The following is a 14,268-nucleotide window of genomic DNA, read 5'->3' as shown; positions in this document are numbered from 1 at the left end:
TCGGTGACGGCATCGCCCGCATCCATGGGCTCGATAACGTCCAGGCGGGCGAGATGGTCGAGTTCGAGGACGGCACCAAGGGCATGGCCCTCAACCTCGAAGCCGACAACGTCGGCGTCGTCATTTTCGGCGCCGACAGCGCCATCCGCGAAGGTTCGACCGCCAAGCGCACCGGCACCATCGTCGACGTCCCCGTCGGCAAGGGCCTGCTCGGCCGCGTCGTCGACGCGCTCGGCAACCCGATCGACGGCAAGGGGCCGATCGTCGCCGAAAAGCGCAGCCGCGTCGAAGTGAAGGCGCCGGGCATCATCCCGCGCAAGTCGGTGCACGAGCCGATGCAGACCGGCCTCAAGGCGCTTGACGCCCTCGTCCCCGTCGGCCGCGGCCAGCGCGAGCTCATCATCGGCGACCGCCAGACCGGCAAGTCCGCCGTTGCGCTCGACACCTTCATCAACCAGCGTCAGGCGAACCAGGGCAACGACGAGAGCCAGAAGCTTTATTGCATCTACGTCGCCGTCGGCCAGAAGCGCTCGACCGTCGCCCAGATCGTCCGCGCGCTCGAAGAAAATGGCGCGATGGAATATTCAATCGTCGTCGCCGCGACCGCTTCGGAGCCTGCGCCGCTCCAGTTCCTTGCGCCCTACACCGGCTGCGCGATGGGCGAATATTTCCGCGACAACGGCATGCATGCCGTGATCGTCTATGACGACCTGTCGAAGCAGGCCGTCGCCTATCGCCAGATGTCGCTGCTCCTCCGCCGTCCGCCGGGCCGCGAAGCCTATCCGGGCGACGTCTTCTATCTCCACTCGCGGCTCCTCGAGCGCGCAGCGAAGATGAACGAGGCGAACGGTTCGGGCTCTTTGACCGCGCTGCCAATCATCGAGACGCAGGCGGGCGACGTGTCGGCCTACATCCCGACCAACGTGATCTCGATCACCGACGGCCAGATCTTCCTTGAAACGGAGCTTTTCTATCAGGGCATCCGTCCGGCCATCAACGTCGGCCTCTCGGTCAGCCGCGTCGGCTCGGCCGCGCAGACCAAGGCGATGAAGAAGGTCGCGGGCTCGATTAAGCTGGAGCTTGCCCAGTATCGCGAAATGGCGGCCTTCGCTCAGTTCGGTTCGGACCTCGACGCTTCCACCCAGAAGCTCCTGAACCGCGGCGCCCGTCTGACGGAGCTCCTGAAGCAGCCGCAGTTCAACCCGATGCCGATGGAAGAGCAGGTCGTTTCGATCTTCGCTGGCGTGAACGGCTTCCTCGACACGATCCCGACCAATCAGGTCACCCGCTTCGAAAGCTCGCTGCTGGCCCATATCCGCAGCGATCATTCGCAGGTCCTGAATACGATCCGCGACACCAAGACGCTCGACGACGGAACGGCCGACAAGCTGAAGTCCATCATCGGCGGCTTCGTGAAGACCTTCGCTTAAGGGACTGACCGCACGTGGCGAGCCTCAAGGCACTTAAAGGGCGGATCTCCTCGGTCAAATCGACCCAGAAGATCACCAAGGCGATGAAGATGGTCGCCGCGGCGAAGCTTCGCCGCGCGCAGCAGGCCGCCGAGGCCGGTCGCCCCTATGCGGAGCGGCTCTCGACCGTCATGGCGAGCCTCGCCTCGAAGGTCACCGTCGGCCCGGAAAGCCCGAAGCTGCTCGCCGGAACCGGTTCGGACCAGACGCACCTTTTGGTCGTCTGCACGTCTGACCGCGGCCTTGCCGGCGCGTTCAACTCCAACATCGTCCGCGCCGCCCGCAGGACGGCCGACGATCTGATGCGTCAGGGGAAGACGGTTCATTTCTACCTCGTCGGCCGCAAAGGCCGCGCGGTGATCCAGCGCCTCTTCCCGAAGCAGATCGTGCATCAATACGACACGGGCGACATCAAGCAGGTGAGCTTCGCAGACGCGCAGGCGATCGCCGAGGACATTATCGAGCGCTTCCAGAACGGCGCGTTTGACGTGGGGCACCTCTTCTTCGCCCGCTTTCAGTCGGCGCTGGTGCAGGAGCCGACCGAGCTCCAGATCATCCCAGTTCCGATGGGTGCGGATGGATCATCTTCGCCATCTTCCGCCGCTGAAGCCGCCGTCGAATATGAGCCGAATGAGGAGGAAATCCTCTCCTCGCTTCTGCCGCGCAACGTCGCCGTCCAGATCTTCCGCGCGCTTCTCGAGAACGCCGCGTCGGAACAGGGCAGCCGCATGACCGCGATGGATAATGCGACCCGCAACGCGGGCGACATGATCAACCGCCTGTCGATCCAGTATAACCGCCAGCGCCAGGCGGCGATCACCACCGAACTCGTCGAAATCATTTCGGGCGCCGAAGCGCTCTAGGACTTTAGAAGGCAAGGGAAACAGCCATGGCCACCGCCGCAACCGCCACGAACAATATCGGCCGCATCAGCCAAGTGATCGGCGCCGTCGTCGACGTCACCTTCGACGGCGAGCTGCCGGAAATCCTCTCGGCGCTCGAGACCGACAATAATGGCAACCGCCTCGTCCTCGAGGTCGCCCAGCATCTCGGCGAGAACACCGTCCGGACCATCGCGATGGACTCGACCGACGGCCTCACCCGCGGCCAGCGCGTGATGGACACCGGCTCGCAGATCCGCGTCCCGGTCGGCCCGAAGACGCTCGGCCGCATCATGAACGTGGTCGGCGAGCCGATCGACGAGCGAGGCCCCATCGGCAGCGACCTGTCGGCGCCGATCCACGCCGAGGCTCCGCTGTTCGTCGACCAGTCGACGGAAACCTCGATCCTCGTCACCGGCATCAAGGTCATCGACCTTCTCGCCCCCTACGCGAAGGGCGGCAAGATCGGTCTGTTCGGCGGCGCCGGCGTCGGCAAGACCGTGCTGATCCAGGAGCTAATCAACAACATCGCCAAGGGCCATGGCGGCACCTCCGTGTTCGCCGGCGTCGGCGAGCGCACCCGCGAGGGCAACGACCTCTACCACGAGTTCCTCGACGCGGGTGTTATCGCCAAGGATGCGGACGGCAACCCGACGCCCGAAGGCTCGAAGGTGGCGCTCGTGTTCGGCCAGATGAACGAGCCGCCGGGGGCCCGCGCCCGCGTCGCGCTCTCCGGCCTCACCCAGGCGGAATATTTCCGCGACGTCGAGGGCCAGGACGTGCTTTTCTTCGTCGACAACATCTTCCGCTTCACCCAGGCGGGTTCGGAAGTGTCGGCGCTTCTCGGCCGTATCCCTTCGGCGGTGGGCTATCAGCCGACCCTGTCCACCGACATGGGCGCGCTTCAGGAGCGCATCACCTCGACCAACAAGGGCTCGATCACGTCCGTGCAGGCCATCTACGTGCCCGCCGACGACTTGACCGATCCGGCGCCTGCCACGTCCTTCGCCCACTTGGACGCGACGACGGTGCTTTCGCGCGCCATTTCGGAACTCGGCATCTATCCGGCGGTCGATCCGCTCGACTCTACCAGCCGCGTCCTCGAGCCGCGCACCGTGGGTCAGGAGCATTACGAGACCGCCCGCGCCGTCCAGGAGACGCTGCAGAAGTACAAGTCGCTTCAGGACATCATCGCGATCCTCGGCATGGACGAGCTTTCCGAAGAGGATAAGCTCACCGTCAGCCGCGCCCGCAAGATCCAGCGCTTCCTGTCGCAGCCCTTCCACGTCGCCGAAGTCTTCACCGGCATCCCCGGCAAGTTCGTGCAGATCGAGGACACCGTCCGCTCGTTCAAGGCGGTCGTGAACGGCGAATATGACCATCTTCCGGAAGCCGCCTTCTACATGGTCGGCGGCATCGAGGAAGCGGTCGAGAAGGCCCAGCGCCTCGCGGCGGAAGCGGCCTAAATGCCGCTTCGCTTCGAACTCGTCACGCCGGAACGGCTGGTCCGGTCGGAGGAGGTCCACATGGTGGTCGTCCCCGGCAGCGAGGGCGAGTTCGGCGTGCTTGAAGGCCACGCGCCCTTCATGTCCACGATCCGCAACGGCGAACTTGCCATCTACCGCGCAAGCGGCGGCGAGCCCGAGCGGATCGCGATCGAAGGCGGCTTCGCCGAAGTGAACGACCGCGGCCTCACCGTACTCGCCGAAAAGGCGGACGTACCCGCCTAGCGGCGCCGAAAGGTCCAGCTATAGGGGTTCTTCCCCTCCGGACCGCTTATCGTTGCATGGAGCTGATTACCCGCGCGCCGATAGGCGATGCGGGTCGGGTAGTCATGCTCCGGATTCTCGAAAACGGCTTCCGTCGCGCCTCTTGAGACCAAGCGGAAAGGCACCGGCGCCTTTGCGGCCGGCGACGCCCAGAAGACGATATTCCCCTGCTCGTCCGCGGCAATGCGCATGAAGTCGTAGGCCGTGCCTTTATCGCCCTTTCCGCTACGGTTCACTCCGAGCAGCATTCCGCCCCGGGTGGACGTCCAGCTTTCCTCCGTCCAAGTGGTTTCTTGTTCACTCACCCAGTCGCCGCTGAGCCAGTCAAGATCCTCGACCTTCGGCGCAGGAGCCGCGCTGGCAACCGCCAGAGCGGCAATAAACGTCAGCAACATGCCCTGCCCTCCTCGTCAGGCAGGATAGCATGAGTCTCACGCCCCTGCATGCGCCCTCTTCTGCGCCCGCCAAAGCCATAGACCGCCGGCGATGATCAGCGCCGCGCCTGCCAGTGAGACGAGGTCCGGCGCGTCTCCGAACCACCACCAGCCGAGCAGCGCTGCGATCAAAAGCTGCACATAGGTCATCGGCGCCACCGCGGCGGCATTCGCTCTCACCGTCGCCGCATAGATCAGCAAATGGCCGGACGAGGCAGTAAGGGCGACGAAAGCGCATTTCAGCACCACTTCGGCGCTCGGCACCGGAACGGCAAATTGGGGAAGGCCGGTCAGCACAAGAGCGGCCGCTGAAACGAGGAGCAAGGGGGCAGCCATAAGAGCCAGCAGGAACTGCATCACCAGCACCGGCGCATCGCCGGCCGATTTGCGGTTGAGCATGATGAGCCAAGCCATGCCGAAGGCGGCGCCGATGGGATAGAAAGCCTCTGCCCCCAATTCGATGAGGTTGGGCCGAAGCACGATCAGAACGCCGGCAAAGGCGAGCAATGTTGCCATCAGCGCTACTTTTGGCACGCGCTCACCGAGGACGATCCCGGACAGGAGGGCCGTCAGGATCGGGCTCGTGAACTGGATGGCCGTCGCATCGGCGAGCGGCATCGCCATTACGCCGAGGAAGAAGCAGATGGTCGCGAGGCTTACGGCGGCCCCTCTCCCGAACTGCAGCCAAGGTCTCGGGAAAACGAAGCCCTTGCGGCCATGCCGCAGCCCTACAGCCACCGCGAGGCCAAGAGCTCCGAAATTGTAGCGTAGCGCAGATACGGCGGATCCGGGCCACTCTCCCGCCATCGTCTTCACGACCGCGTCACCCAGCGAAAGAATGGAAAAGCCCGTAAGGGCGAGCAGAAGCGCCCTTCCAACTTCCCCCTGTACGTGACGCTCCATCCGCCTTCCCCCTCCGCGACGCCTTTTCCGGCAATTAGCTAATTGTCAAAGTTTCCAGCTTATTCACCAGTTTCGCGCATGGAATTTTGATCGGATCAGTCGAGGCTTGCAGGGATGAGTGCATTTGGACGGAGAGGCGGCGTAGGCGGAGCGGGCGGCAATAGGCCGGCCTTCGGCGTTGCCAAGCCGATGAAAAGCGGGGGCTTCGTCCCCAAGCCCGCAGACCCCGAAGGCGGCGAGCAATTCCCGCCGATCGACCCTGCCGCGCTTGCCGACGACGGCGCTCCGTCGCTCGACCAGGCGCCGGCGCCTAGCGATGCGATGGCGAAGCTTAACGAGCGTACCGCCGCGTCCGGCGAGCGCGCCGAATCCAAAGCGGAAGGTTTCGAAGCCTCGGTTCACCGCATCAAGGAACAGGTGCTTCCGCGCCTCCTGGAACGCGTCGATCCGGAAGCTGCCGCGACCCTCTCGAAGGACGAGCTTGCGGAAGAATTCCGTCCCATCATTGGCGAAGTGCTCGCCGAGCTGAAGATCAACCTCAATCGCCGCGAGCAGTTCGCGCTGGAAAAGGTTTTGGTCGACGAGCTGCTTGGCCTTGGTCCGCTCGAAGAGCTGCTGAACGACCCCGAAGTCTCGGACATCATGGTGAACGGTCCCAACCAGACCTTCATCGAAAAGAAGGGCAAGCTCACCCTCTCTACCATCCAGTTCCGTGACGAGGAGCATCTGTTCCAGATCGCGCAGCGGATCGTGAACAAGGTCGGCCGCCGCGTAGATCAGACGACGCCGCTCGCCGATGCCCGTCTTTCGGACGGCAGCCGCGTCAACGTAATCGTGCCGCCGCTCTCGCTCCGCGGCACCGCCATCTCGATTCGTAAATTCTCTGAGAAGCCGATCACGCTCGATATGATGGCAGGCTTTGGATCGATGTCCCCGAAGATGGCGACGGCGCTGAAAATCGCTGGCGCCTGCCGCTTCAACATCGTCATCTCAGGCGGTACCGGTTCAGGTAAGACGACGATGCTCAACGCCTTGTCGAAGATGATCGACCCGGGCGAGCGCGTGATCACGATCGAAGATGCGGCCGAGCTTCGGCTTCAGCAGCCGCACTGGCTGCCGCTCGAAACGCGGCCGCCGAACCTTGAGGGGCAAGGCGCGATCACCATCCGCGACCTCGTCGTGAACGCCCTTCGTATGCGCCCCGACCGCATCATCCTCGGCGAAATCCGCGGCTCGGAATGTTTCGACATGCTCGCGGCCATGAACACAGGCCATGACGGCTCCATGTGTACGCTTCACTCCAACTCCCCGCGCGAATGCCTCGCGCGTATGGAGAACATGGTCATGATGTCGGACATCAAGGTGCCGAAGGAAGCCATTTCGCGCCAGATCGCGGACTCGGTCGACCTCATCGTCCAGGTGAAGCGCCTCCGCGACGGTTCCCGCCGCACGACCAACATCACCGAAGTGATCGGCATGGAAGGCGACGTCATCGTCACGCAGGAACTGTTCAAGTTCGAATATCTGGACGAGACCGCCGACGGGAAGATCATCGGCGAATATCGCTCGATGGGTCTCCGCCCCTACACGCTGGAAAAGGCCAAGCAGTTCGGCTTCGACCAGCCTTTCCTGGAAGCGTGCCTCTAGGCCTTCACCGCCAATATGGCGAACAACGTCGCGATGAAAAAAGCGGTTATCTGAATAAAGGTCCAGGGCACCCAGCCGACTCGATCCAGATTGCGCCGCCGCGCGCGCAGCCATTCGGCCACGCCCGCAAGAACGGCCACTGCCGTCGCACTTCCCGCCGCCGTCCATAGCGCCGCTTGCGTCATCATTGCACTTCCGTCATCAGCTTGCCCGAACATGTAGGGAGAAGATGATGATGCGCCAGACCTTCATTCGCGCACTGCTCGCGGCCGCCGCGATCGTGCCTGCCGCTGGATGCATCTCAATGGAGAAGGACGCCGCCGCTCCCGCTACACGGGCGGCGCTCGCGGCCGCAGTTTCAAATCCGCTTCGCACGCCCGCGAACGTGGCTCGTGACCCCTATCGTCATCCTGCGGAGACACTTGCGTTCTTCGGCGTCGGGCCGGACGACACGGTTGTGGAGGTCTGGCCAGGCGGCGGCTGGTACACCGAAATCCTTGCGCCTTACCTCGCGGGCGGCGGCGGACGCCTCTACGCAGCGGCGCCCGATTGGGGCATCGGCGGCATAAAGAAGATGAAGGAAGCCAATGCGCCGGTTTATGGCGGCGTCCTTACCGCCGACTTCCCCGCCTTCGACGCCAATACTACTCGCGTGCCGGAGGGTATTGCGGATGTCGTCCTTACTTTCCGCAACGTTCACAACTGGCGGATGGGCTATCGCCGCGACGACAAGAAGGATTATGCGCCCGAGGCGTTCCGGCAAATCTATGCCATGCTGAAGCCGGGCGGCATCCTCGGCATCGTCGACCATCGCCTCCCCGAGACAGCAAGTGCGGAACGGGAACGGACCAGCGGCTACATTAAGACTTCAACGGTGCTGGCCCTGGCGGACCAGGCGGGCTTCGAATTGGTCGGCACATCTGAGATCAACGCCAATCCGAAGGACACGACGGATTGGCCGAATGGCGTCTGGACGCTTCCACCAACACTGGCTCTGAAAGATCAGGATCGAGCCAAATATGTGGCAATCGGCGAGAGCGACCGGATGACGCTGAAATTCAGGAAGCCGCGCTAGTTCACCCGCCCAGTTGGTCTAGCTTCTTCTGGAGTTCGGCGAGCTGCGCCTTCAGCTCCTGAAGCTCCATCTTGGTATCCTCCTTAGGCTCGGATTTCTTCTTTGCGGGCTCCACCCCGCGTGCTGCAGCCGCGAACATCTCCATGTTCCGTTTGGCCATCTCCGCCAAGGGCCCCGAGGAAAAGGCTCCCGCCATCACGTCGCTAAGTTGCGATTGGTTGCGCTGGAAGGCTTCTAACGACGCCTCCAAATACTGCGGCACCATCGCCTGCATGGAATTGCCGTACATTGCGATCAACTGGCGGAGGAAATTGACGGGAAGCATGGTCTCCCCCCGCGCCTCTTCCTCGACGATGATCTGCGTCAGAACGCTATGCGTAATATCCTCGCCGCTCTTCGCGTCCACCACCCGGAACTCGCGCTTCTTCCGCACCATCTCGGCGAGATGCTCGAGCGTGATGTAGGACGAGCTCTCCGTATTATAGAGACGACGGTTGGCATATTTCTTGATGATGACGACGCTGTCGTCACTAGGAGCGGCCATGGGCAACCTTCTAAAAGAGAGGCTTACAGCCTAGCACCGTGCTGCAGCGCGGCCAACCTAGCGCTGTCAGCACGTCAAGCTAAGTCAGAAAGCATACACTGGGGCAAAAGGAGGCCCAAAAAGCCCTGTTGCAAAACTGTGACAGCCCCTGAACATTATCTGAATTTCAGGCGCTAAAGCTTGATGCATCGGGGCTCTCCGACGCACTCTGCCGTCAGAGGCGCCACTTTGGCTCCTATTCTCTGAGGGATGCAAAATGAGGAAATTCGGACTTTTGGGTTCGAGCGCTCTGCGCTCGATTGCTTTCGCTGGTTGTGCGCTCGCGATTGCGACTCCGGCTTATGCACAAGATGTGGCCGGCGAAGATCCGCCTGAAACGCTGCAGAGCGAACAGGAAGTGGAATCGGGTGAGAACGCTACTCAGGGCGAAGAAATCACCGTCACCGGTTCGCGCATCCGTCGTCCGAACCTTGAATCGAACGTACCTGTCACGTCGATTGGTGGTGAACAGTTCATCAAGCAGGGCGACGTTAATGTTGGTGACACGCTGAACGAACTGCCTCAGCTGAGCAGCACCTTCGCACAGCAGAATCCGGGCCTCGGCGTCGGCGTGGCCGGCCTCAACCTGCTCGACCTTCGTAATCTCGGCACCTCGCGCACTCTCGTGCTGGTAAATGGTCGTCGCCACGTCGCCGCCGACATTCAGAACAATGCGGTGTCGGTCGACATCAACACCATTCCTAACGATCTGATCGAGCGTGTGGACATCGTCACCGGCGCCCAATCGTCCGTATACGGCTCGGATGCCATCGCCGGCGTGGTCAACTTCATTCTGCGCCGCGATTTTGAGGGTCTTCAAGTGCGCGGCAACACCAGCATTGCCCAAGAAGGGTACGGTGCCGAGCAGTACGTTTCCGCGATGTACGGCATGAACTTCGGCGAGGGCCGCGGCAACGTGACGGTACACGGCGAATTTTCCAATCAAGAGCGCGTCTACGGGTCCGACATTCCTGAATATGCTAGGGTTAGAGGACTTTCCGTCGTTGATGTTGACCCGGCAGGGTCTCCCAACGGGAGCGATGGCTTCCCCGATCGCATTTTCGTGGAGGATCTCCGTAGTGCGACGATCAATCGTTACGGCCTTGTGCCGGTCACCCAGCTTGTCGGCGGGACCGCGCCATGCGGGACCAGCACGAGTGCAGTCATCGATCCGACCCCCAACACTAGCGGCGATCCGCGTTTTTCGGCCCCCTTCAATTGCACCTATGTCTTCGATGCTGATGGGCGCCTAGTGCCCCAGACTGGCACGCGCTTTGGCACCACCATCAACGGTGGCTTCCTCGGCGGCAACGGCCAGAGCGGTCGTGAAGAAAGCCTTCTTTCCATCTTGCCGGATCTCCAGCGCTACAATTTTAACCTTCTCGCCCATTATGAATTTAGCGATGCCGCTGAGTTTTTCGTGGAAGCGAAATATGCTCGGGCCGACGCGCAGGGCAACAACGCCAGCCCGTCGTTCACCCAGGGCGGTCAGTTCGCCGAAAATGCTCTTGGAGGTACAACTCCTCAACGTGAGCGCATTCGGCTCGACAACCCGTTCCTGCATCCGGCTGATCGGGAGACACTTCGTGCGGCGTTCCTGGCGTCAGGTTGCGACCCGACCATAACCGGCTCCGCCTGCACCCTTACCACGGCAACAGGGGCGGCAAGTGGCACACGGCTTTCTGCTGCCGAGATTGCACAGATCAATGCCGGCACCTATCGTTTCCCGATCGGCAAACAGTTCCTCGACATCGGCATCCGCGATGAAATCTTCAAACGCGAAACCTACCGGGGCGTTGTCGGCCTCCGTGGCACGTTCAACGAAGACTGGAACTACGAAGTCTCGGCAAACTACGGCCTGTTTAAGCAGAAGAACTCCAATTCCGGCTATGTGGACCGGCAGCGGTTCCTGCTCTCGCTTGACGCGGCGGTTAATCCGGCCACTGGACAGATTCAGTGCCGCGCCCAGTTTGATCCGGCTGCTCGGGTAGCATTTCAATCCCCGAGCCTGACTGCGGCTCAGAATGCATTCATCGCAGCCCGCTTGGATGCCGACGTTGCCGCCTGCGTTCCGTATAACCCATTTGGGGCGGGAGCAGGCAACCGCGCTGCGGCCGAATACTTCGTCTACAATTCGAACGACAGCGCTGAGATCGAGCAGATGGTTTTCTCAGGGTTCGTATCTGGCGATACCAGCCAGATGTTCGAACTCCCGGCAGGCCCTGTCCGCTTCGCGGTCGGCGCCGAGTATCGCCGCGAGGATGCAAGTTACACGAACGATCCGATTGTTCTTCAGGGCGTCACGAACTCCCTCGTGCTCGGGAATGCGGATCCTGAAGATCCGATGGAGGTGAAGGAAGCCTTCGCCGAAATTCAGATCCCGGTGCTTAGCGACACGCCCTTCTTCGAAGAGTTGACGCTGACTGCTGCGGGGCGTGTATCGGACTACAATTCCATCGGCACCGTCTATTCGTACAATGCCGGTCTGGAGTGGCAGCCGATCCAGGATCTACGCTTCCGGGCCAATTACGGCCGTTCGGTCCGTGCGCCCAATCTTGCGGAGACAGCTTTCCCGCTCATTCCTAACTTTGCTCCGGGCTTCCAGGATCCCTGCTCGGGCGCGCAGATCGGTGCAGGTTCGGCAACGCGTCAGGCGAACTGCATTGCCGACCTCGGTCAAGCCCTTGTCGACAACTTGGCAACACTCGGCGCTCCGTCGCTGCCGGTCATCTCCGGAAGTAATCCCGATCTGGAGGAGGAAAAGTCGGACTCCTACACCCTGGGTGTAGTTATCCAGCCTCGCTTCGTTCCGGGCTTCTCGTTCAGCGCCGACTACTACGACATCACGGTCAACAACGTGATTGTTGCCCTGGGAGCTCAGCAAATCGTCAACAACTGCTACGACTCACCGACGCTGGACAATGCGTTCTGCCCGATTTTCGAACGTTACCGGGGTGCCGTCGGCACAACCGGCCCGAACGGGGAAATTGCGGGTCAGGTTCTGGGCAATTCACTGACGCAGCAGCCCTTTAACTTCGCTAAGCGCACGAGGCGCGGCATCGATTTTGAGGTGGCTTACCGCACCAGGCTCGGAGCGAATGCGAGGCTCAATACCAACCTGATCTACGTAAAAACTCTTGAAGCCAGCAACTTCCAGGATCCGCTAAACCCGGACCATGAAAATCGGATCCTCAGCGAACTTGGGACGCCGCAGGACGAGTTCCGGTGGGACACGGACCTTACTCTGGGTCAGTTCACGCTGGGCTATCAGCTGCGGTATATCGGCGAGATGTATGTGAACACATACGAGGACTATAATTCTCTAAACGGCAATCCGCCGGAGAATGCCGACTATGCCGACATTTCCCAGTATCCGGAGACTTTCTACCACAACATTCGTGTTGAATGGGACGTCGCCAACGGTGGTGGCATCGGGAAGGATCTTGAGTTTTACGCTGGTATCGACAACCTCCTGGATACCTATCCGCCGCTCGGCCTCACCGGCACCGGCACGGGTGGCGCAGGTGGCGACCGCGGTACAGGTAATGCGGCGATTTACGAGACCTTTGGCCGGACCTTCTACGCCGGCTTCAAAGCTCGCTTTTAAGCCGAGTAACTTAAACCTTGAGGGGTCGGAACGTTGTTCCGGCCCCCTTTTTTTGTTCGCGTCAGGTTCAAGAGACTGCAAAAAGACAGAATGACGCAAAGCTTTTCCACTCAAGTTGTCGAACGGCTCATTGCGGCAGGAAGATCGGCTGAGGCTTTAGTTCTGCTTAACCGGGCTGCTGCCGCGAATGACGCAGAAGCCCTCCACGTTCTCGGCATGTGGCATCTTGTGGGAAACGTCATTCGCCGCGACCTAGCTGCGTCCCGAGAATTCTTCCGCAGGTCAGCGGCAGTTGGGCACGTGGAGGCACGCCACATATATACAGCGTTCGCGGGGAACGGCACCGGCGCTCCCTCGGACTGGCCGCTCGCACTCACCTTGCTTCGTCAAATGAAGGAAGACCTTAGCGCCCGCCGGCAGCTTCAGATGATCGAAGCAATGAACCTTACGAGCGATGGCGCGCCTATCTTTGTGCCAGAGGGTGAGAGACTAAGCAAGTCACCTGAGGTCACCGCATTCCGCGGCCTCCTCACACTCGCGGAATGCCAGTTCCTTGCTGAATTAGCTAAGCCAAGACTAGAACGCTCCGTCGTCCTCAACCCGCAGACCGGACAGCCGATGCTTAACCCGGTCCGGACTTCGGACGGCATGGCGTTCCCGCTGATGCTTGAGAATCCAGCGGTGCATGCCCTTAATCGGCGGCTTGCGGCAGCGAGCGGCACACAGGTGACGCAGGGGGAACCGCTGCAGATCCTTCGTTACTCGCCGGGGCAGGAATATAAGGCGCATGTCGATGCGCTGCCTGTCGGCACCAACCAGCGCATTCTGACGATGCTGGTCTATCTTAATGAGGACTATGCGGGGGGCGAGACGAAGTTCCTTGAGACGGGCCTTGGCTTCAAGGGCAGAACGGGAGATGCTCTTCTCTTCCGCAACGCCTCAGCCGATGGTCGGCCCGACCCGATGGCGCGCCATGCGGGCCTACCTGTCACCCGCGGCCAAAAGCTCATTGCATCACGCTGGATACGCGCAAAGCCGCTCGACCTGATGTCGCCTACGGGCTGACGGCCGACGCCGGCTTCAGGTGCCAATTCTCGCCGTCATAGCCGAACGAGGCCGGTTTGCCGGGTTCGAACCTGTCCTCCTCCCAGGCATGGACCTCTATCCCGACGCTTCCCCTGTGTGCCTCGATCCAGTTGAAGCTCTGCTGCTCGCCGCCGCGTAGGCGGGTGGAGGTTGCAGTACCGGCCTGGATGACGAGGGCGGGGCCGGCATTCTCGACGATCTCTCGCGCGGACTTTGTGTAGGCGCGGTGGAAGTGGCCGGCGAGGAGGATGTGAACGCCGGCTTCCGCCGATGCGAGTAGGGCGTCGGTGTGGCGCTTCACCACCTTAGTCAGCTCGCCCTCGTCGCCGATCGGCATGGCGAAGAGCGGATGGTGGGTGACGAGGATGCGGGTCTTGCCCTCCGCATCGCCCCTGAACGCCTCCCGGATAAGCTGCATCTGCTCGAGCGAGATGCTGCCGTCCTTGATCGTGAACGACCGCGCCGTGTTGAGGCCCAGCACCTGCAGCTCGTCATTCTCCCAATAGGGGCAGAGGTCGTCATCGATGAAGCGCTTGTAGCGGTGGAGCGGCCGAACGAAGCGCTGTACCACGTCGTAGAGCGGCACGTCGTGATTGCCCGGCACCGCCAGCACCGGCAGGCCCATATCCTCGATCCGGTCGACGAAGGAGCAGGCCTCCTTATACTGGTTCACGCGCGCGCGCTGCGTGAAGTCGCCGCTGATCACGACAAGGTTTGGGCGCTTGTCGGCGAGGAAGGCTTCGACGGCGGCAACGACTTCAGGATCGTGGCGACCGAAATGGACGTCTGAGAGGTGGGCGATGGTAGCCATTCT

General features: G+C 61.8%; 13 protein-coding genes. 8 read left to right on the top strand and 5 right to left on the bottom strand.

Translation table 11 applies throughout. The annotated features are described in order from the left end of the window. From atpA to VGD10_RS07370, 4 genes are all read left to right on the top strand, one after another. A partial coding sequence (atpA, locus tag VGD10_RS07385; RefSeq protein WP_331040163.1) for a F0F1 ATP synthase subunit alpha occupies nucleotides 1–1,430 on the top strand: 1,430 nt, incomplete at its 5' end. Nucleotides 1,431–1,444: 14 nt separating this feature from the next. Further along, complete coding sequence (locus tag VGD10_RS07380; protein ID WP_331040162.1) at nucleotides 1,445–2,332, top strand: F0F1 ATP synthase subunit gamma; 888 nt, start codon at nucleotides 1,445–1,447, stop codon at nucleotides 2,330–2,332. Nucleotides 2,333–2,358: 26 nt separating this feature from the next. After that, nucleotides 2,359–3,816, top strand: coding sequence for a F0F1 ATP synthase subunit beta (gene atpD / locus VGD10_RS07375; protein ID WP_331040161.1), 1,458 nt, complete (start codon nucleotides 2,359–2,361; stop codon nucleotides 3,814–3,816). Further along, a complete protein-coding gene (locus VGD10_RS07370; RefSeq protein WP_331040160.1) occupies nucleotides 3,817–4,080 on the top strand; it encodes an ATP synthase F1 subunit epsilon in 264 nt (87 codons plus the stop codon). Here the strand turns inward: VGD10_RS07370 and VGD10_RS07365 are convergent. Both VGD10_RS07365 and VGD10_RS07360 read right to left on the bottom strand, forming a co-directional pair. Next, nucleotides 4,077–4,514, bottom strand: a complete 438-nt coding sequence (locus tag VGD10_RS07365) for a DUF6265 family protein (protein WP_331040159.1) — start codon at nucleotides 4,512–4,514, stop codon at nucleotides 4,077–4,079. The two genes, VGD10_RS07370 and VGD10_RS07365, sit on opposite strands and share 4 nt — an antisense overlap. Before the next feature lie 36 nt (nucleotides 4,515–4,550). Then, the gene (locus tag VGD10_RS07360; protein ID WP_331040158.1) at nucleotides 4,551–5,456 is read right to left on the bottom strand and encodes a DMT family transporter; all 906 of its coding nucleotides are present in this window, start codon (nucleotides 5,454–5,456) and stop codon (nucleotides 4,551–4,553) included. Nucleotides 5,457–5,570: 114 nt separating this feature from the next. On the opposite strand from VGD10_RS07360, the gene VGD10_RS07355 reads away from it, so the two are divergent. Further along, the gene (locus VGD10_RS07355) at nucleotides 5,571–7,103 is read left to right on the top strand and encodes a CpaF family protein (protein ID WP_331040157.1); all 1,533 of its coding nucleotides are present in this window, start codon (nucleotides 5,571–5,573) and stop codon (nucleotides 7,101–7,103) included. On the opposite strand, the gene VGD10_RS07350 is transcribed toward VGD10_RS07355, so the two are convergent. Continuing rightward, nucleotides 7,100–7,291: a hypothetical protein gene (locus VGD10_RS07350; protein WP_331040156.1), complete on the bottom strand. Its 192-nt coding sequence runs from the start codon at nucleotides 7,289–7,291 to the stop codon at nucleotides 7,100–7,102. The genes VGD10_RS07355 and VGD10_RS07350 overlap by 4 nt on opposite strands. Nucleotides 7,292–7,338: 47 nt before the next feature. On the opposite strand from VGD10_RS07350, the gene VGD10_RS07345 reads away from it, so the two are divergent. Beyond that, the gene (locus VGD10_RS07345) at nucleotides 7,339–8,178 is read left to right on the top strand and encodes a methyltransferase (RefSeq protein ID WP_331040166.1); all 840 of its coding nucleotides are present in this window, start codon (nucleotides 7,339–7,341) and stop codon (nucleotides 8,176–8,178) included. 1 nt (nucleotide 8,179) lies between these two features. Here the strand turns inward: VGD10_RS07345 and phaR are convergent, their stop codons facing one another. Continuing rightward, a complete protein-coding gene (phaR, locus tag VGD10_RS07340; RefSeq protein WP_331040155.1) occupies nucleotides 8,180–8,722 on the bottom strand; it encodes a polyhydroxyalkanoate synthesis repressor PhaR in 543 nt (180 codons plus the stop codon). Nucleotides 8,723–8,978: 256 nt separating this feature from the next. Here phaR and VGD10_RS07335 point away from each other — a divergent pair, with 256 nt between their 5' ends. Continuing rightward, nucleotides 8,979–12,368, top strand: a complete 3,390-nt coding sequence (locus VGD10_RS07335) for a TonB-dependent receptor domain-containing protein (RefSeq protein WP_331040154.1) — start codon at nucleotides 8,979–8,981, stop codon at nucleotides 12,366–12,368. Between the two features lie 663 nt (nucleotides 12,369–13,031). Continuing rightward, entirely contained in the window at nucleotides 13,032–13,433 is a 402-nt protein-coding gene (locus VGD10_RS07330; protein WP_331040153.1) for a 2OG-Fe(II) oxygenase, read from the top strand. On the opposite strand, the gene VGD10_RS07325 is transcribed toward VGD10_RS07330, so the two are convergent. Next, nucleotides 13,423–14,265: a metallophosphoesterase gene (locus tag VGD10_RS07325; RefSeq protein ID WP_331040152.1), complete on the bottom strand. Its 843-nt coding sequence runs from the start codon at nucleotides 14,263–14,265 to the stop codon at nucleotides 13,423–13,425. The two genes, VGD10_RS07330 and VGD10_RS07325, sit on opposite strands and share 11 nt — an antisense overlap. Nucleotides 14,266–14,268 lie beyond the last annotated feature (3 nt).

Origin of the sequence: Allosphingosinicella sp., from assembly GCF_036402135.1 — a bacterium.
Classification (GTDB): Bacteria; Pseudomonadota; Alphaproteobacteria; order Sphingomonadales; family Sphingomonadaceae; genus Allosphingosinicella.
Note: the sequence above shows the minus strand (reverse complement) of the source record. Positions and strands in the feature narration are given on the sequence as shown.